This window comes from Succinivibrio dextrinosolvens, assembly GCF_900116345.1.
Taxonomy (GTDB): domain Bacteria; phylum Pseudomonadota; class Gammaproteobacteria; order Enterobacterales; family Succinivibrionaceae; genus Succinivibrio; species Succinivibrio dextrinosolvens_B.
Genome location: NZ_FPAH01000001.1, coordinates 146,867 through 165,183 on the forward strand (window position 1 = coordinate 146,867; position 18,317 = coordinate 165,183).

Annotated in this window: 20 protein-coding genes; 3 read left to right on the forward strand and 17 right to left on the reverse strand. The window is 34.3% G+C overall.

What is annotated here, in order from left to right:
* On the forward strand, nucleotides 1-591 hold the full coding sequence (locus BM308_RS00755; RefSeq protein ID WP_074942397.1) for a hypothetical protein: 591 nt from the start codon (nucleotides 1-3) through the stop codon (nucleotides 589-591).
* Between the two features lie 223 nt (nucleotides 592-814).
* Here BM308_RS00755 and BM308_RS00760 read toward each other — a convergent pair whose 3' ends face one another.
* Nucleotides 815-1,717 (reverse strand): SEL1-like repeat protein, encoded by a 903-nt coding sequence (locus tag BM308_RS00760; RefSeq protein WP_074942398.1) that lies wholly within the window; start codon nucleotides 1,715-1,717, stop codon nucleotides 815-817.
* A 1,114-nt stretch (nucleotides 1,718-2,831) separates the two neighbouring features.
* On the reverse strand, nucleotides 2,832-2,999 hold the full coding sequence (locus BM308_RS13285) for a hypothetical protein (protein ID WP_177214391.1): 168 nt from the start codon (nucleotides 2,997-2,999) through the stop codon (nucleotides 2,832-2,834).
* 2,588 nt (nucleotides 3,000-5,587) lie between these two features.
* Here BM308_RS13285 and BM308_RS00765 point away from each other — a divergent pair.
* On the forward strand, nucleotides 5,588-6,700 hold the full coding sequence (locus BM308_RS00765; protein ID WP_074942399.1) for a replication initiation protein: 1,113 nt from the start codon (nucleotides 5,588-5,590) through the stop codon (nucleotides 6,698-6,700).
* 95 nt (nucleotides 6,701-6,795) lie between these two features.
* Here BM308_RS00765 and BM308_RS00770 read toward each other — a convergent pair whose 3' ends face one another.
* From BM308_RS00770 to BM308_RS00790, 5 genes are all read right to left on the reverse strand, one after another.
* Nucleotides 6,796-7,932, reverse strand: a complete 1,137-nt coding sequence (locus BM308_RS00770; RefSeq protein ID WP_074942400.1) for an RNA-guided endonuclease TnpB family protein — start codon at nucleotides 7,930-7,932, stop codon at nucleotides 6,796-6,798.
* 272 nt (nucleotides 7,933-8,204) lie between these two features.
* On the reverse strand, nucleotides 8,205-9,125 hold the full coding sequence (locus BM308_RS00775; RefSeq protein ID WP_074942401.1) for a hypothetical protein: 921 nt from the start codon (nucleotides 9,123-9,125) through the stop codon (nucleotides 8,205-8,207).
* 2 nt (nucleotides 9,126-9,127) lie between these two features.
* On the reverse strand, nucleotides 9,128-9,991 hold the full coding sequence (locus tag BM308_RS00780) for a metallophosphoesterase (protein WP_074942402.1): 864 nt from the start codon (nucleotides 9,989-9,991) through the stop codon (nucleotides 9,128-9,130).
* A gap of 39 nt (nucleotides 9,992-10,030) precedes the next feature.
* Nucleotides 10,031-10,270 carry a hypothetical protein gene (locus BM308_RS00785; RefSeq protein ID WP_074942403.1) on the reverse strand — a complete coding sequence of 80 codons (240 nt, stop codon included), beginning with the start codon at nucleotides 10,268-10,270 and terminating at the stop codon, nucleotides 10,031-10,033.
* Nucleotides 10,271-10,281: 11 nt separating this feature from the next.
* Nucleotides 10,282-10,689, reverse strand: coding sequence for a hypothetical protein (locus BM308_RS00790; protein WP_074942404.1), 408 nt, complete (start codon nucleotides 10,687-10,689; stop codon nucleotides 10,282-10,284).
* A gap of 326 nt (nucleotides 10,690-11,015) precedes the next feature.
* On the opposite strand from BM308_RS00790, the gene BM308_RS00795 reads away from it, so the two are divergent.
* Nucleotides 11,016-11,210: a hypothetical protein gene (locus BM308_RS00795; RefSeq protein WP_074942405.1), complete on the forward strand. Its 195-nt coding sequence runs from the start codon at nucleotides 11,016-11,018 to the stop codon at nucleotides 11,208-11,210.
* 5 nt (nucleotides 11,211-11,215) lie between these two features.
* Here BM308_RS00795 and BM308_RS00800 read toward each other — a convergent pair whose 3' ends face one another.
* From BM308_RS00800 to BM308_RS00845, 10 genes are all read right to left on the reverse strand, one after another.
* On the reverse strand, nucleotides 11,216-12,163 hold the full coding sequence (locus tag BM308_RS00800) for a tyrosine-type recombinase/integrase (RefSeq protein WP_177214392.1): 948 nt from the start codon (nucleotides 12,161-12,163) through the stop codon (nucleotides 11,216-11,218).
* Nucleotides 12,164-12,459: 296 nt separating this feature from the next.
* Nucleotides 12,460-12,765, reverse strand: a complete 306-nt coding sequence (locus BM308_RS00805) for a hypothetical protein (protein ID WP_074942407.1) — start codon at nucleotides 12,763-12,765, stop codon at nucleotides 12,460-12,462.
* Between the two features lie 14 nt (nucleotides 12,766-12,779).
* Nucleotides 12,780-13,085, reverse strand: a complete 306-nt coding sequence (locus BM308_RS00810; protein WP_143098540.1) for a hypothetical protein — start codon at nucleotides 13,083-13,085, stop codon at nucleotides 12,780-12,782.
* A 13-nt stretch (nucleotides 13,086-13,098) separates the two neighbouring features.
* On the reverse strand, nucleotides 13,099-13,404 hold the full coding sequence (locus BM308_RS00815; RefSeq protein ID WP_074942409.1) for a hypothetical protein: 306 nt from the start codon (nucleotides 13,402-13,404) through the stop codon (nucleotides 13,099-13,101).
* Nucleotides 13,405-13,468: 64 nt separating this feature from the next.
* Complete coding sequence (locus BM308_RS00820) at nucleotides 13,469-13,723, reverse strand: hypothetical protein (protein WP_074942410.1); 255 nt, start codon at nucleotides 13,721-13,723, stop codon at nucleotides 13,469-13,471.
* A 14-nt stretch (nucleotides 13,724-13,737) separates the two neighbouring features.
* A complete protein-coding gene (locus BM308_RS00825) occupies nucleotides 13,738-14,043 on the reverse strand; it encodes a hypothetical protein (protein ID WP_074942411.1) in 306 nt (101 codons plus the stop codon).
* Between the two features lie 14 nt (nucleotides 14,044-14,057).
* A complete protein-coding gene (locus tag BM308_RS00830) occupies nucleotides 14,058-14,354 on the reverse strand; it encodes a hypothetical protein (RefSeq protein ID WP_074942412.1) in 297 nt (98 codons plus the stop codon).
* Between the two features lie 85 nt (nucleotides 14,355-14,439).
* The gene (locus tag BM308_RS00835; protein ID WP_074942413.1) at nucleotides 14,440-14,829 is read right to left on the reverse strand and encodes a hypothetical protein; all 390 of its coding nucleotides are present in this window, start codon (nucleotides 14,827-14,829) and stop codon (nucleotides 14,440-14,442) included.
* Nucleotides 14,830-14,904: 75 nt separating this feature from the next.
* Complete coding sequence (locus tag BM308_RS00840; RefSeq protein WP_074942414.1) at nucleotides 14,905-15,147, reverse strand: hypothetical protein; 243 nt, start codon at nucleotides 15,145-15,147, stop codon at nucleotides 14,905-14,907.
* 255 nt (nucleotides 15,148-15,402) lie between these two features.
* Nucleotides 15,403-17,904 (reverse strand): hypothetical protein, encoded by a 2,502-nt coding sequence (locus tag BM308_RS00845; protein WP_074942415.1) that lies wholly within the window; start codon nucleotides 17,902-17,904, stop codon nucleotides 15,403-15,405.
* Nucleotides 17,905-18,317 lie beyond the last annotated feature (413 nt).

Genomic DNA, 18,317 nt, shown 5'->3' on the forward strand with positions numbered 1-18,317 from the left:
ATGTCTCTAAGTGGAATTAAAAAAGGCAGCAAATTCGGATTTGCCAACGCAATCAATAAAACAGTAAAACCTCAATCAAATCAGAACAATCCAGCAAATCAGGCGGGGCAGGTGAGTCCTGCAGAAAAAACTGTAGTACAGGAAGAGAATAAAGTAACTCCTGTAGTTGCAGCTCCAGAAGTTCCTGCAGCACCGGCTGTTGCAGAAGAAAAGCCTGCAGTAGAAGTAAAAACAGAAACTGCAGCAGAAACAGTCGCCAACGATACCACTCCAGAGGAGGTTGTTGTCGAAGAAGTTAAAGAACAGACTGCAGAACCAACTATAGAGACTGTTACTACAGAGAAAGCAGAAAAGAAGCCATCAAACAGAAAAGCCGCATCAAAAGCTGGTCGTAAAGCCGTACTTGGAGAGTGTAAGAAACTAAACATCGCTATTCCTATGGAAATGATTGAAGAAATGGAAAACGCTGCTTTAATTCTTCACAAAGGCAACTTGAATTCTTACATCAGATCTTGCATTAAGAAAGATCTGAAAGAAAACAAGAAAACCTACGAGAAAATGAAAGAACTTCTGAAGTTCAACGAAGATTAGTAAACCGGTAGGGTAGGGGATCATAAAAAAAATCCACTTAATCGAATTATTAAAGACACATCCATTCGAGGGTAGGGGAGCAATCCTCTACCTTTTTTCTTTCTGTATAAATGATCATGGATTAATTGGAGTAGGGGAGTATATTTTTTTGTAAAAATATTATTAATAAGAACAGCAAAAACAATATATTAGATTTCTGCTGTTCCTAAAAAAAAATCGTCAATTATTTATTTTTTAAGAGATTTATTTTTTGGCAACTGGAATTAAATTCAGGAGCTGCTCCATGTTTTGTTGAGATAGAACAATCTCTTTCGTAGTAGGAGATAGCTTTTTTATAGTCTTTTTTACTTTCATAGATTTCCCCTAAAGGACCAGCTGAATAACTCGCTCTTATATCTCTTGTCTTTTCAACTTCACGCTCTTTCGCATCTGAATAACTATAATAAGTTAATGCCTTATTGATATCTTTATTCACAGGTGCTACACCGAGTCTATACATCAAACCAAGATGCCAACATTCCAATTTATCTAAATTACAAGCTTTCTGACTGTAATCAAACATCTTGTTTATTCTTTGTTTGTCATTATTGTAATTAAATCCCAAAAGTTTTCCTATAACTTCTTTATCATAGTTTGAGTATCCAAGATTATAGTTTGGTGAATGCTCGTTTCCCCAAAGTGAGGATGCTATTGTTCCGCATGAAGCTCCATCACCATTGTTACATGCTTCAATAAGAAGATTTAATCCTTTTTCAACCTGCTTTACGGGTGCATAGGTAGTTAAGCCCTCTCCCATAATTAGTAAGTGACCAATTGAAGAACATTTCTCATAATCCTTTAAAGCACAGGCCTTTTCTGTCATTTCCCAGATAACTTCATTTTTAGTGTTTTCGTTCATTTGAACACTCGGCATAATCTCTAGTCCTTTATTACAAGACTCCAATTTATTTCCAAAGGTGCAATCAGCATAAAGTTGTCTTGGATTTATGAATCCAGTTTGAGAGGAGGGGGTAACTGCATTATTATTGTTACTGCCTTTTACAGTTCTTTCTGGACTTAGAACTGAACATCCTGTTACAAATGTTGTAATTATGAATAATGAGCAGCAGATTTTATTTAGTAGCATAAAATAATCCCCATCAAAGTTAATAATTATCAGTCCAATGAAAACAATATGGTTAAAAGAAATATCCTTTAAATGTATAAAAAAGCATACATCATAATATATTTGATTAAAAGATGAGGATAAAGGAAGGGGATTAGTAATCTAAAAAACTTAGAGAGAATATTATCATTATAAGCATGGGGTCACAATTTTTTTTATTGAATATCTCAAATATACAACATCAATTTAAATGGTATTTATTGAAGAGGATCAAAACAAATTTAGTAATAAAAAAATTTAAAGCTAAAAGATAATAATTATCCGTATATTATAACTTCGCATAATTTATCTTATGTTAAATTTTATAAGAGTAATACCCATACACAGTGAATAACTATAGTGTTTACATAAAAAATACGATGTCTAATATAAATAAACTATTAGAAAGTCCTTCTATTGAAAGTATAGCACGTAAAAATATACTTCAACTAGCCTCTACAGATGAGATCCAATTTACCATTATTTCTGTAGATGATTCGTGTTAGTACCGATATTGTTAAAAAGATAAGTTAATGTTCCATCAAAACTCAGTTCCTACTGTCTGGAATTAAGGTAGATATTCAACATTAAGCTATGTTATTAGAAGAATCGTTCTTGTTTGGTGTTAATTAAGACGATAAGAGATCTATTGTTTTAGAGTAGCTTTGCTGATAATTGGACTGTAACTGTAATTACAGAGATCTAATTACAAGCACCAAAATTCAAAGTTTCCCACAAAAGCAGCGTCCTTTTATAAAAATAATTTATACATATATATTTCCAGATTTAAGGTATAGAGTTTCCTTCTCCACTTTCCGCATAAAATAAGGGGGATCAACATGATCTTGTACTCAAATGGGGAAAAAGTAATACCTCTGAAGGGAAGAACAAGTACCTATTAAGGGATAAAACTTGTACTTAAATCGGGAGAAAATCTTGTACCTATATGGGGACATGACTTAGCACTAAACGGGGACTAACTCACTGATATTCCGACAAGTTTCCCACAAATTAGAATTCCTATAGAAATTTCGTTCAAACAGATTTATTTGAAGAAATAAATTTTTCTTTATTAGGCTACGTCACTACAGAGTGACTATTTTTTTTCTCTGTCTTTGAGTAGATCTGCTATTTCTTCACTCGAGATATAGGGAATCTTGTGTTCTTTTACTATTTCTTGGATTTTCTTATGCTGTTTTCTGGCTTTTTCAAAGGCATTTTTGTCTGGTTTATAGATATATTTGATTTCGTTTTCTTTAGACATTGGCAACTCCAGAAGTTGAATCATTATTTTGGATTATAGGTATTAACTTAATCATTTTTTCTGAGAACGAATTTTTTCGTTTCTTTTAGATCCATTTAGGACTTCATGAAATATGGAAAAGGTTTCAGAGTAGATTGAATAAGACTTTATTTATGCTCAGGATAAAATTTTTAATCTAGAACTTAAGAAATCTTCCCTTTTAGATGATTTCAAGACTTTAAATAAACTTAATTGTGTAGAGTGGCTATACCATTCTTTATTTTTGCTACGTTTAAAACAGTGGCTCAGATTAGGACTAGATTTTCTTGCTTGATATTCTAAAACTGCTATGATGATCCTAAATAGACTGAGTGCTCAATAATAAATAAAATTTTCTATACATTATTTTTATATATAGATCCATTTCTTAAAGTTTTGAGCTTTCAGAGTTTCCCTTGCCAAGATCCGCATGGAATAAAGAGTTTAGATAGGTTTTTATACTTAAACGGGGAAAAACTAGTACTGCTACAGGGAAGATCTAATACCTCTATAGGGAGCAAACTTGTACTTTTCTAGGGAGAATCTCTTATACCTATCTCGGGAGCTGCTTATCATCAGACGGGGAATCCTTTAAAAGCTTTCCAACAACTTTCCCACAATCTTTCGACAAGTTATCCACAACTTTCCCACTTTTTTCTAATAAAATATCTTTACAGTTTCTAATAAATCATTTCCAGGAGTCTAGTTAGTTTATGTTGGTTGTTAAGCTTGTACTTATATGGGGACTTATTATTGATTGTAGGTGGTGTCTTCATAAATCCGATATAAAAGCCGTTTAGAGAAAAATTACTTATTTGGGCTTAGCCTTTGAACCATATTACTTGTACTTATATCGGGAAAAAAATATCTCTTGTACTCATATGGGGAAAGACATTTATTCCTTATATAACTATTTGATTTTACGACTATATATTCCTCTTTTCTCTTTGTGCTTGTACTTATCTGGGGAGAACTTGAACCTGAATGGGGAAAGACGGATTAAATGCATATAACATCTTGTTTTATAAACATAAATATCAATTCTTATTCGTTAAACTTGTACTTGTTTAGGGAATGTTTTTCAATGCAAAATTAAGTTGTCTTAAGGTTTGAATTGGTTTCTTCTGGACGTTAAAAATCTTCTATTTGTTTGTACTCATATGGGGAGAGCTTATACCTATTTGGGGATCTTGAACCTAGCATATTTTTTTTTGCTTTACCGAACGGAATCCTTTTTTATCTTGTGCTTATACTTGAATGGGGAATCTTGTACCTGTTTGGGGAAATTTAAATAACGACAATTAACTGTTTGATTCTTCAAAATATCTGTTAGTTTAGTTTGCTCATCTTATACCTATATGGGGAGTGCTTGTACTGCTTTGGGGAATATAGTAAAAACCAACTATAACCTACTGATATTAAAAGAGTTATTGTATTTTGTCTTTCTGTATCTTATACCTAAATAGGGAAAGCTTATACTTATATGGGGAATTTATTTTTTCCTGGCAAATTGATTCATAAAAAAGATATTAAAGACTTTTGTTTGAATTCAAATATTGCAGCTTATCCTCAGAGCGGAAAAGTATGTACTTAGATAGGGAAAACTTGTACTTAAATAGGGACTCTCTATCAGTCACTGTCATCCCCTTATTTTCTGCGGATTGTTGGTATCAGTGGTTTTAGACTTATACTTTTTTGGGGAGAGCTTATACCTATATGGGGAGTTCTCTTGCAAAAAAAAAGATTGCTTAACATAACTGTTTTCGTCTGGAGCTGCATCCTTTTCTCATACTTAAATAGGGACTTCTTATACTCAAATGGGGAAATATTTACCGAATCCCTTCTTCTATAATTCTTAATCAAAGCGATTTATAAGCGGTTTAAGTGATATGTCTGACAAGCCTTGTACTCATATGGGGAGAGAATAATAAGTACAAGTTACATGTTTTATATCCTGATACCATTCTAAACTAGTACCTTTTTGGGGAGTTGTCATCGGATATAGAGCTGTTATTTATAAATCCGATATATATGCCTTTCCTTGTTGTATGTGTCTTCTCAGTTGTCTATGTGTGTAACAGTACTTGTACTTGAATGGGGACATGCTAGATGTTTTATCTTATTTTCTAACGGAATCGTTTCGTATGAGTATTTAGGCGTTTCTATGCCAGAAGTTAATTATTTTATACTTATGAAAACTGATAGAAATGTATAGATAATTGTATAAACTTGTACTTATCTTATTACATTAAAGTACTAGTTTATATGAATTATATTTAAGATATAAATTTGTCGCTTTTTCATAAAGTACCTTTTTAATATATTTTACATGCAGTTAACTTAATGCAACTAAGCAAACAAATAAAATACGGAAATACAAAAAGTTATTTGAGTAATTATTAAAAATTTCAATTTACTTAAAACGTCATTTTTTCAGATTGATTTCGTCTGTTTTTATTATTCTCTTTTGTGTTCGATCACAATTAATCTTCTTTTATACTTGACAGTCTATCGCTTTAAGTTTAAGTTTATCTTTGTATGATTTTTTGTGCTATTAAAGAGAACTAAGAATGGCTAATACAGCTAAAGAGAATAAAAAGTCTAAGGATTCCAAATCTGAAAAAGAGTCTAACGAATCTAAGGACTACAAATTAGTTAAGGCATCCAAGATGCCTAAAGCTGTTGTCGCCTATTCTAATGATTTAAACCAGATTTCATTAGGAACTCTTAATGAGCAGGAGCAGAATCTTTTGTTCTCTCTGTTAGTGAGACTTAAAGATAAAGGTCATGCTCCGGTTGTATTTTCGAACACCGATCTCTCGAATATGGTCGTTAAAAATTATACAACAAAAGAACTTACCAAACTTGTTTTATCTCTCAAAGATCATTTCTTTAAACTTGATTTTACTCAGATTATTCCTCAGAAAGACGGAGGCAAAGTCTTAAAGACTATCAATCTGTTTAAGACTATGGAAATCAAGCTTGATTCAGCTGAAGAAATTGAAAATCTGACTTTGGAAGTTAATGAACAGTTTGAATATATCTTAAGTAAACTCAAGAGTAACTTTACTAAGTTTGAGCTGGCTAATTTCCTTGTTCTAAAGGGAAAGTATTCCAAAACTCTGTTTAGACTGCTTACTCAGTATAAAAACATGGGTAAGGCTTATAATAAGCCGGTTAACTCTATCAGCTTTGATTGGAAGATGTTCAAAGATCTGATGGGCATTCCAAAATCTTCAATCTATACTACCGCTCGTATTGAGAAACAGATTTTACTTCCAGCTATTGGTGAAATATCCTGGACTCAGATTGATATGCTGACAAACTATAATGGCGTTGAGTTCCCTTATTTCATCAATCTTCAATACAAGAAAATTAAAAAAGATCCAACCAAGAAGACTTCTCCGGTTGTGGAAATCGAGTTTACCTGGGATCGCAACGATCTGCTGCTGGCTAAACTTGATCCTGATGCAGAAAGAAGAAAACAGCTTTCTGATGAATTTGAGAAGGTAAAAGAGCTAGGCAAGGAATTCATTGACTTATGGCGCTTGAAACACCGTAATGAGCTGCTTTCTCTAAAAATGGAGAATCTTCTGAATGATGAACCTCCAAAAGAAGATGTTCTTGCAGATGCTGCTGAGGCAGAGGTTGTCGCTGTTGAGGAGACCGATACTCCATTCTAGTTGATAGCAAAGTTAGGTGACATACTCCCACCACTTAACAGAAGTGGGGGCTTCTTGTTCGATAACTCTATTGAGTTAAGCAGTGAGCTTTTACCTCACAACAAGCTAACCCCGAGTGCCCCTCGGTTTTTGTTTATCTGATTCAGCAAAAGTCTTTTGCCTTCATTTCGCAGATTTACTGCTGCATTGATATCTCTGTCATGACTTGTTCCACATTGTGGGCAAATCCATTCACGTATGGATAAATCCTTGGTTTCCTTATTCTTATATCCACAGACTGAGCATAATTGCGAACTTGGGTAGAACCGGTCAACTTTTACCAGATATTTTCCTTGTTCTTCTAATTTATATGAAAGTAATTCTGTGAATCTTCCAAAGGCATTATCATGAACTGATTTTCCAAAATTCAGACTTTGAGACATACCTTTCATATCAAGATTTTCAATACATACACAATCATAGACATTGGCTATCTGTCGTGATTTTTTTTGCAGGAAATCTTTTCTGCTGTTGGCTATTTTTTCGTGGACTTTTGCTACCTTAATTCTTTGTTTAGCTCTATTCTTAGAACCTTTCTTCATCAGAGAAAGCTTTCTCTGTTCTCTTTTCAGCTTTTGCTCTGACTTTCTATAGAAGCGTTCGTATTCTCCTTTATTACCTTCACTATCTACATACAAATCATGCATGGAGTAATCCATGCCAAGAAAGCTTTTTGGCTCTTTATGTATAACTTCATGTTCGTATTTGAACAGAATGCTGGCAAAGAATTTACCACTTCCATTCTGACTTATTGTTACCGCTTTAAGGATGTAGCCTTCAGGAATTTCACGGTGCTGTTTTATTTTTACAAATCCTACCTTTGGAAGTTTGAGCTTTCCAGATTTAAGTTCAATATTGTTTTTTACAAGATTGGTTGTATAAGAACGTCTTGTATTCTTCTTAGATTTGAAATTAGGAAAGCCGGTCTTAGGATTATTAAAGAAGTTTTTATATGCTGTCTGTAGATTTATTTGAGCATTTGCCAATGCAAGACTATCCACTTCTTTGAAATATGGAAAATTTTTCTTGTATTGGGCTGGTGTGTTATTGAGCATTTTTTGAGTTTTCTTGTAATGCTCAATCTTGTCTGCAAGCATTTTGTTGTATATAGAACGTACACAGCCGAAAGTCTTTACAAAAAGCTCTTTCTGTTTTTCATCTGGATAAATTCTGAATTTATAGGCTGTGAACATCTTTCTTCATGAAAAAATATAATAGTTTTTTTTATAAAAGTATAATAACACATTACATTATATATTACTAATATAAATATAACATAAAGTGATAGATATTTAGAGGTGGAGTAATTACTTCAATAAAAACTAACAGAAAAATAGATATTGATTTAGGTAGGGTAAAAGCAATTCATCCCACTACCTATAGAGGTAGGGGAATTCTTGCTAGATATCGTTAAAAATCAAACAAGTTGGTAATTTGATTTATTGTGAACAATTTCTTTTTTGTGCTAGTGTTCCTTTTCGCATTTGTCTTTGAGGACGTCGCTCAAATCTTTAAGTCTTTTGTTACGCCCCTTTAATTCTGCTGAATCGGCATATTCAATATCAAAGCAGAAGAAATCATAGTAATTTAGCTTAAATCCATGTTTCTTAGGTCTATAGCCACAGTAATACATATCACTACGATCTGTTCCCTGATACTTGTGTAAATTATCTTCTGTTGGGGCGTAACTGTGAAAAACGCTATACTCCGACCTTTTGTCTTTATCCGTCTTTTCAATCCATGGTGATTCTATGAATCTGACTATATCTCCCTTCTTAAAAGGCAGAGGAATAGTGATATACATGCAGTCTGTATAATGATCTTGCGGTTTGATGTTTATATCGTTAGCATAACAGTCCAAAAGCATCAGCTCCTTATCCATATAAGCCACGGCATATGGCAGCTCCAGATATTTCTGTTTGAAATATTCACGGTCAAATGCATCCTCGAAAGGAATTTTTTTCACCTTAAAATAGTTGTAGCAATCAGATTCTTCTTCAATTCGATTAAGGCCGTTTTCATAATTTTGAAAAGTCCCGATAAGTTTGTATCTACGTGAATCTGACAATCCGTAAAGCTGATAGCAGAAACGTTTATCCTCTTCTTTTAGGAAAGCAATCTGTCTATTTAAATTATCAAGGTAGTTGTCAATGAAGTCATGCAGTCTTATCCCCACTAATTCCTCAAAAAATTTGTTGGTAATTGATACAAGTTTGTCGTTTGTAGCTGTTTCTTTCTGCTCCTTTAATGCAGAGATTCTTTCATCAACAGTTAGAAAATGATTATTGAGTAGCAGAAACAATATCTGCTCTGAACTAAGTCTGTAATCAATTTCCCGCAGATAATGCTGAATGTTTTTTGAGTTAATAAACTTAATGCCATCCATGGTTATATCTCTTTTAGAATCAGTTCTTTCTCAACACACTTTTTTACCTGCTCAAGTGTGTACCATGGAGTATCAACCTCGGTGCAGATTGTCCCTATAATTCTGTATCTGCAGTTTGTATGATTATCATCTGGCTCAATTTCCATCGCCAGTTTGATCATGTGTCCAGTATCAAGTTCTACCCCATAATTTTGTCTTATCACATGGGGAGGCATCGGAGTATGTCCACTTACAGAGAAAACTTCCTTGTCATTAAAAATACGGGGTTCGTATCTATATTGGTCTAGAGCGGTCCTAGGTCTTCTCCAGAGAAAAGTATCGTCAAAGTTCTGTGGATCAAACGGATTTTCGCAGAATTTAACTTTGTCATGAGCTGGAATTCCTGCATGGGATAACAGAATATTTCCGCTAAGATAATGTGACTGACAGCGTCTGATGTAATCATCATAGATTTTTGGAAATCTGATTTTATTTTTGTTCTCGATGTAATCAGCACCTTCAGCAATGGCTTTGTCAAAGGAATCAAGTGTTTTATCTCCACCGTTTACGGTATGCCATAATGGTGTCCAATTTTTGTAATGCACAGTCTCCGGATATAGAGCTTCTAAAGACATGAATTCATGGTTTCCAAGAATACACAATGCATCAAGCTCCAGAAGTGTTTTTATAACACCGTAGCTGTCAGGACCACGATCAATCGCATCACCCAGAAATACGACCTTAGAACCTCCGTCATAATGCTTAAGCAGTCGTGACATCGCCTGACTGCAGCCATGCAGATCAGTCATGACAAACAGCTTTTCTGTAGGACTGAATCCTTTAACTTCGTAATAAGGTGTAACAAATGTTTCTGTATCCATTGTCATTTGTGCGTTATCCTTTGGGGTAGACCTTCATTTAGTTTTTTATACCCATGCTGCAGTGCTCTCTTTAGGCAGTTTTATTCCATCTTTTACTAGAAAGTAGATATGCAAAACAGCATGACCTGCATAATAGTAGTCAATATCAGTCATATCTGAGTAAATCTCTCTGGTCTTCGGATTAAAATGCAAAAAGAAATCTGGCCTTTTAATCCTATCTATTACATGACAGTCCATTGATACCGTTCCGTCTTCATGCATGGTAATGTTTCTTAGCTTAACCATAAGAACAGTTCCTATTTGAAATGGTTAACAAACTCGATTACTGTTTTAAGCTCATAAATCAAAGTCTTCTCATCAAGGCATACGCCTTTCTCTTTGTCATATGTATGATTTAAGTCAACTCCAAGAAAGATTAACCCTTCAAAAAGATGCTTAAATCTTCTCAATATCGGAGGTATTTTCCTCTCCCATGAAATATCAACACCTTCAGGAAGTTCATATGTATTCTCAAGAGCCATATCAATCGCAGAACTGTATTCATCATCAAAGGCTATATATCCAACCAAAAAATCTTCATATCTGTTGGATAGTCTTGCAGAAAAACATCTGAAACCGTCTATTGAGAACTCCTTGAATTCTGAAATATCCTTTGAAAATCCTTTAAGTTTGCTGAACTCGCCGTTGACCTGAAGTTCTTCCATCGTTATCCCCTATTTCTTTAAAAGCAGAACTGTGCTCCCTAAGCCTTTCTTAACGATTTTTCCAAATAATAATTTCATAATGCTTAAGATTTGGAACGATCATGTGCTAAAGCCAATGTTCTTCATTTCTTCTGCTTTTATGTTTATATTGTATTGATTAGATCTCTCAGAATTTATGAGAATGAAAATTTTGATTTTTATTTTGAAAAAAATTACTGCAATATTGAGATTAGAGGGCGGGAATTCGGAAGTCTAAGCTTTGTCTAACAGAGCTCTTGTAGCATTGAACCTTATTTAACCGTTCTTTCATAAGGAATATTGCAAAAATGTTACAAACCAAAGAACTCTTTTCAAATCCGGATTTTCAAGAAGATAACCTAGAGAAAGTCTTGAATAAGTTTTTAGAAGAAAACAAGTTATTGAAAATAATTGATATCAAATACAATAGAGTTTGTAGTGATATGGGGCAATATTCCTCTGCTTTAGTGATTTACGAAGTGAACGAACAGAATAATAGCTAATTTATCTACCCAGCTTTGCGATTCATCAGATGAACAGCCTTTCTCATGCTGTCATCGCCACGACGGTCGTAAATCTGGGTAGTTGTAATACTAGCGTGACCCATCATGTTCTTTACAGTATTTATGTCTACCCCCATTCCAAGCAGATTGGAGGCATAAGTTCTACGTAAATCATGAGGAGTCCAGCGTTTCATGTTGATCTTGTTAGCCCAATCCTGGGTGATTCTGTAGATTCTGTATGGCGTAAGTTTCTTTTCGAGAACATTATCGTGCTTGTCTACCAGACTGAAACATGCACCAGGGCTATCTTTACGGATAAAGAACCATTCTTTTAATCGCTCCACGGTTTCATCGGGTATGTAGCATTTTCTTTCTTTGTTACCCTTTCCGATTACGGTGAGGTACGGATCATCTTCGTTTAGATGAACGTTATCAAACTGTAATTCGGCAACCTCAGCTCTACGTAAACCGCAGCCTAACAGACATGAAATTATTGCTCGGTCACGAATAGCTTTTGAGCTGTCATAGCTATCAAGTTCCTCGAAGAGTTCATTCAGTTCCCCGTCATTTAAGGCTCTACCCTTGTGTACACGTGAGCCTCTGGCGCCCTTAACTTTTTTGATGAGCTCATAATCACGAGTTGAGATAACGTCATGAGCCCAGAGTCTTCTGGCAACGGATTTTAAGGCAACGAGAATGATGTTAACGCTTGCCGGAGCGTAATCCTGAGTTAGACGGGTGACGATTGCTGCAACTAGACTGTCTTTTAGTCCTACCCAATTGAATTCTTCAATTGTGGTGTTTATTGCAGTCATGGCTATATTCAGACAATAAACCATGGTCTTGCGGGAACGTTCAGACTGTAGGGAGACAAGATATTCCTGAATGGCCAGAATACCGATATTTGCGTTATCACGTGTCAGTGTAAGCGAATATAGATTGTCACCTGACATAACAGTTCTCCCAAGGTGTTTGTTCATGTTAAGTATATGACATTTTTATCGTCACTGTAAATTGTTTTGTGCCTTCTTTCAGGATTTTAACGTGACTGTAAATTATTTTACGGATTGTAATAAGCATTAAAAAAGTGATCCTGCACTAAACTGCATGATCATGAGCTGAGAAAAGATTGATCCATCATTGTAAAGTCAATGATCCAAAGGCATGAAACGAGTGATCATTTAACGAGAAAACCTAAATTTGGACTGTTTTGTTAAACCCTCTTCAAAGCCTTTTGTATGGGATTTGTTTAGAACTCATCGGGATAGACTTCTTTAGCCAAGGATAAGTTGTAATCTTTAATTGCTTTTAAACCATGAGAGGCTTTAGATGCTATAGCTAATCCTTGTAAAAGAGGTTTTTTTATTGCAATTTTTTTAAATTGCTCCATATCATTTAAAAATTTAACTGCTTCATTTGTATTATTTGCAATTTCTTGTTCAGATAATTTAATATCATATTTCTTACGGCACTCGAAATAATCTTTCCACTCTTCTTTTGTCATCTGGTTAATAGGAAGATTCCAACCGTTTGGCTTGTGTTCCATGTCAGTCATACAAACCTCTCAAACTAGAATTCATCAGGATAAACCTCTTTGGCCCATGATAAATTAAAATCCTTAATGAATTTCAGACCATGACAAGCCTTTGCAGCAATAGCAATATCTGGTATAAGAGGATTTTTTTTAGTTATTTCAACATATTTATATTCATCATCTATAAATTTACAAGCTTCAATAGATGTTTGTGTAATTTCTTCTCTTGTTTTTTTTATATCGTATTTTTTTCGACACTCGAAATAATCTATCCACTCTGCTTCTGTCATCTGGTTAATAGGAAGATTCCAGCCGTTTGGCTTATGTTGCATATCAGTCATAGTCACCTCACAACTAGAATTCATCGGGATAGACTTCTTTAGCCAAAGAAAGATTATAATCTTTCATCGCTTTTAGACCATGAAATGCTTTAAAGACAATAGCACTTCCTGGTAATAGAGGAACTTTTTTGGATATTTCCACATACTTATCTTGATCGTCAATAAATTCTAAAGTCTTTGTAAGAATATCTTTTATTTCTTCATCTGATAGTTTGATATCGTACTTCTTACGGCATTCAAAATAGTCCTTCCATTGCTCTTCTGTCATCTGATTTGTTAGAAGATTCCAACCGTTAGGTTTGTGCTCCATATCTGTCATACACACCTCTCAAACTAGAATTCATCTGGATAAACCTCTTTAGCCCAGGATAAGTTGTAGTCCTTTATTTTTTCAAACCATGACATGCCTTTGCAGCAATAGCAAGTCCAGGAAAAAGAGGATTTTTTTTACTTATTTTTACAAATTTCTCCTTGTTATGTAGGTAGTTATAAGCTTCATCAGATATTGCTTTTCTTTCTTTGTCAGACAATTTAATATCATATTTCTTTCGGCACTCGAAATAATCTTTCCACTCTTCTTCTGTCATTTGGTTTATTGGAAGATTCCAGCCATTAGGCTTATGGTCCATGTCGGTCATACTCACCTCGCAATCTAGAATTCATCTGGATAGACTTCTTTTGCCCAGGATAAGTTATAATCTCTTAATGCTTTTAATCCTTCAAAAGCTTTTGATACAATAGCAATGCTTGGTAATAGAGGGATTTTTCTTGATATTTCTATATATTTTCTCTGATCTGCTCTTACTTTATTAGCTTTTATTAAGTTTTCAGCTATCTCTTTTTCAGATAAATGAATATCATATTTCTTTCGACATTCGAAATACTCTTTCCATTCTTCCTCAGTCATCTGATTAATTGGAAGATTCCAGCCGTTTGGTTTGTGTTCCATATCAGTCATACACACCTCTCAAACTAGAATTCATCTGGATAGACCTCTTTAGCCCATGATAAATTACATTCTTTTAATCCTTTTAAACCAGAACATGCTTTAGCTGCGATAGCTAATTCTGGGAAAAGAGGGTTTTTCTTACTTATTTCAATAAATTTTTTTCTATCTTTAAGATATTTATGTGCTTCATCAGATATTTTTTTTCTTTCTTTGTCAGACAATTTAATATCATATTTCTTTCGACACTCGAAATAATCCTTCCATTCTTCATCAGTCATCTGGTTAATAGGAAGATTCCATCCATTAGGCTTGTGCTCCATGTCGGTAATTGTTGACTCCTTTTAGAATTAAGTTCCTAGTGTTAGGTACATCAATACTCAAGCTTTTGCAGTAGCCATGTATGACCTAATACCAATAGACTGTGTCTGACTGCGGAATAATGCCGCTGTTATATTTCTTAACGAGGTTATGAATTACATGACAGGCATAGCAATAATACTGAAAGCCTTTATACTTTCCTTTCTTTTTGTTTTCTTCTAATTCCTCCCGCAGTAGACGAGCTCTTTCTAAGTCACCTTCTTCTGCGGCAAGGTCAATAAAGCTCTGATCCATTCTTAAGAGGTCTTCTTCTAGTACAACTATTTCATAGTCACCTTCCGCAACCTCAGTAAGATCGATTTCTTCATTGATACGATCTATCGTGATTAGCCCTGCTTTCTTGTCCTTATTACCCTCGGGATAATAGCTATAGTCGAGTTTTTCTTTTGACTCTTTGATAAGTTCGTATATAACCATTTTAATAATCACTCATCTTTCACGTTACAGTGGTTATCTTCTGGGGCTTACTGAAATTGCACCAAACAGGCCGTGTTAAGAGTAAGAAACATTTTTTGTACAATTCAATCCGATTTCAATGTCCCTCATAGTTCTTCCAGCGTAAGGTAATCCAATCTGAAATTTGGAATTAAGAGTGTTCTTCTGGAAATGAGGTTGTACGACAATCTCATGTTCTCTTACCTTTGCTTGTCTAACTACGATAATGCCGTTTTTACGAGCTTCTTCACGGGCATAGTAGTCTCTAGCAATTAGCGCATATATATCAGATAAATTCATAATTATTACCTCTACACTTCATGTTTGGATTTTATGTTTTAATTTTAACTATAAGTTCTATCAGTTTTTATGAGAGTGAAAATATGAGTGAATTTAGAGATTATTCATTCAGCAAAATGAAATGGTCAAATAGCGGTAAGAATCTGTCTAAACAGCGATGATAGATATTCCATGGGGCATTAACCTTTTGGGGTAATACTGTGTTTAAGGCTTATCGTGTTTTGATAAGCCTTAATCTGCTTTTGGAGTGGAGAATTAAAATGTTCCTAATGTCTCCCACATACTAGTAACAGTAGTTTTCAATTTGCTGCAGTCATTTGAAAGTTCATCAAAGATATGGAACGGATCATCCATATATTCAGAAGTATCCAGATAGAACACCCTACCCACATGCTCATGAAGAAATCTGATGACATCACTTCGTTTGTAGGTTTCAAATTTTATAAAACTTAACGAATGGTTTTCTGCTATATATTCATTTTCTTTTAGCGACAGACTTGAACGTACAACATCGGGAATATCGAAACTGCAGTCGTATAAAAAGTCGTTAATGTCCCTGTAAGTTTTTACATTAGTAAATGAATCTGGCAAGTATAGGGAGTATAAAAACTCATCAGAATCAAAAGAGACATAATAAGTTCTGCTGATTTTTGTTATGTCATCAATTCTAGGATCAGTTGGCAATTTAAGCTCTTTATCTACATAATTATGCAGTTTTTTCTGAGCTCCGACAGCAAGATAGGCACTTTCAGGACAGTAGATTTTTACAACTTTACGTAAAGGAATCGTTTGTAAAGTCAGAGCCATTTTTTCTGATACATCAAGCTGTCCGTTAGTGGTTGGATTAGATGCCAATATAAATTCATTTGCCAGCTCAATACATTCTTTTGTGTTTTCCCAGGTAATCTGCTTTCCTTTTTTATCATTGAGATTATTAAGCTGAGTTAGATAAGCCCAATAAATAAGGTAATGTTCACCGTTCTGTTGATATACAGAAAGAGGAATGCCTCGTTTCGTTATTTTGAATTCGCAATCATCATAATATGCTTCAATATTACAGATTGCCTTACAGAAAATGTTAGGGCTGATTTTGGTGTAGAGCATTTCGTCTAAATAGTAGAATTTAAACTTGCTCAGATAAGTACGTAGTTTGTTAATTTCATACTCTGATGCAGACTCTTGGTATACATCTTCTGCTGGAGTAACCTCATAGACAGGTATGATAATCTTTTTCTCGTACTGCTGAATCAAATGCGGACTTGCAATAAAATCTTTTCTTATAAAGCTTTTTATAAACATGAAACGCTGTCTGTCTACAAGTTCCCTAGGTAGTGCATCATCCGGAAGGATAATGTGGGACTGATTGAGTTTGTTAAGGAACTCCACATAATTCTTGCACTTAACCAGACTGTATTCTGCGTTCTCGTTGTAATAAGTCAGGTTGAAACCCTCTGGACCATCCTCACCCCACCCTAGGATATAGTTTGAGTTTTCAAAAAACTCACCACAGGACTTAATCCAATCTTTAGCTTTGTCTTGTGGTGTGCCATAAGTTTCGTACTGATAATTGAAACACTCTGTTCTTATATCAGAAGGGATTTTTTTGTAGAACTCGGTTGGCAGCAGCAGATAAAAATCCTCACCACATAAATTGCGGTATGGATTCAAATTGTAAATAGGGTGAGTTGCATACTGATAGAACTCTGTCTCGTTTAAGCCTTTTTCTGTTAGGTTATGTTTAGTAAGTTTTAGCTGCTGGATCATGTTTAAAGGAATACTGTCTGTATCAGCATTTTTATACCATTCAATGTTCTCTCCTTTATAATCGCCTTCAAACCTCAAACCATAAACCACATAATCTGATTCTAAGTCTAACATTTGAAGGTATTTGAAAAGAGTATCCTGATCTGAATGGTTTTCTTGTATAAACAAGTTCCAATCAAGCTCCTTTGCGGTTGCATCTCTGATCATAAGAGGTAAAAAAAACAGATAATCGTAATCAGAATCTTCATCAACCTCGTCTATGGAGCAGAATGACAGTTTACATAGAGTTTTGTTCTGAATTGCTTTTATTAGACTAATAAGGGTATTTTTATAGGTCTTGTTAAGTATTTTGCTACCTGAATCAGCTTCTTTTAAAATATACTCAATACATTGGTCAGCTATTTCATTTCTCTGTTTTTTAGTAACTTCTGGAGATGATTGAAGCTCTCCTTCAAAGTTAATTAGCCCGCTGAACAACTTTCTTGCAACATCATAATTTCTAAAACCATATCTTATTTGCCGAGATCTAGTCTTATCTATTTTTGGAACAATTTCTAAAGCATCTCGTTCTGTTGGATAAAACAGATGAAGCAATGCGGACAGGTGTGCTACATCCTTCTCGATGTAGGTAACATTTCTTTTAATCTGATCCTCTGGTGTTCGCACCCTACCGTTTTTATCTGTTTTGGTTTCATATTTGCCATCCATTAAATATAAAGCAATGTCGTTTTTAGTCAGACCGTTAGGGGCAAGGAGGAGAAGGATGAAAACCTTGAAAAAATCCACATCACTTAAAAGATATTTAATAAAGTCTTTGTGTAATTTTTCTTTGGTTTTCTGTTCAAGTGTTTTTTCGTCAGTGGACTTGTCTTCATCTTTGGATGAATCTTCTATATCTTCGATAGAAATCTTACCGACGTATTTGTTAACTAATTCGTCAACCTTTTTGTAGATCTTCTTTAGGTCATAATTATCGATAGTGTCTGTTGTCATAATCCTATTCTCAGAAAATGGTATTTGATTGTTATTTCTGATTATAGGAAATTATGTTCTCAGTTTTTGTGAGAGTGAATGAATGTAACTAATTATTTTTATTAGGATATCAGAATTCGGAATGATGGTAATCTATTTTAAAAATAAGACCTTCATAATTCGTTGAAAGTTTGTAGAATTGAGGTTTTTCTATATGCAGATTATAGATATTGCAGTTTGGACTGCGCCTAGATTATTTATTTGGATAATAATCTCAGCCTATTTTATAAAAAAATTTTTTGATTTGGCGGCTGAAGATGATGTTAAAAACAGAAACAAGATTGCCCTACTACTGTTCTTAGTTTTCTTCGTATTTTTACCTATATGCTTCGCATATTAAATTCTCAACATTATTTGTCTTTTCTTCTTAATAA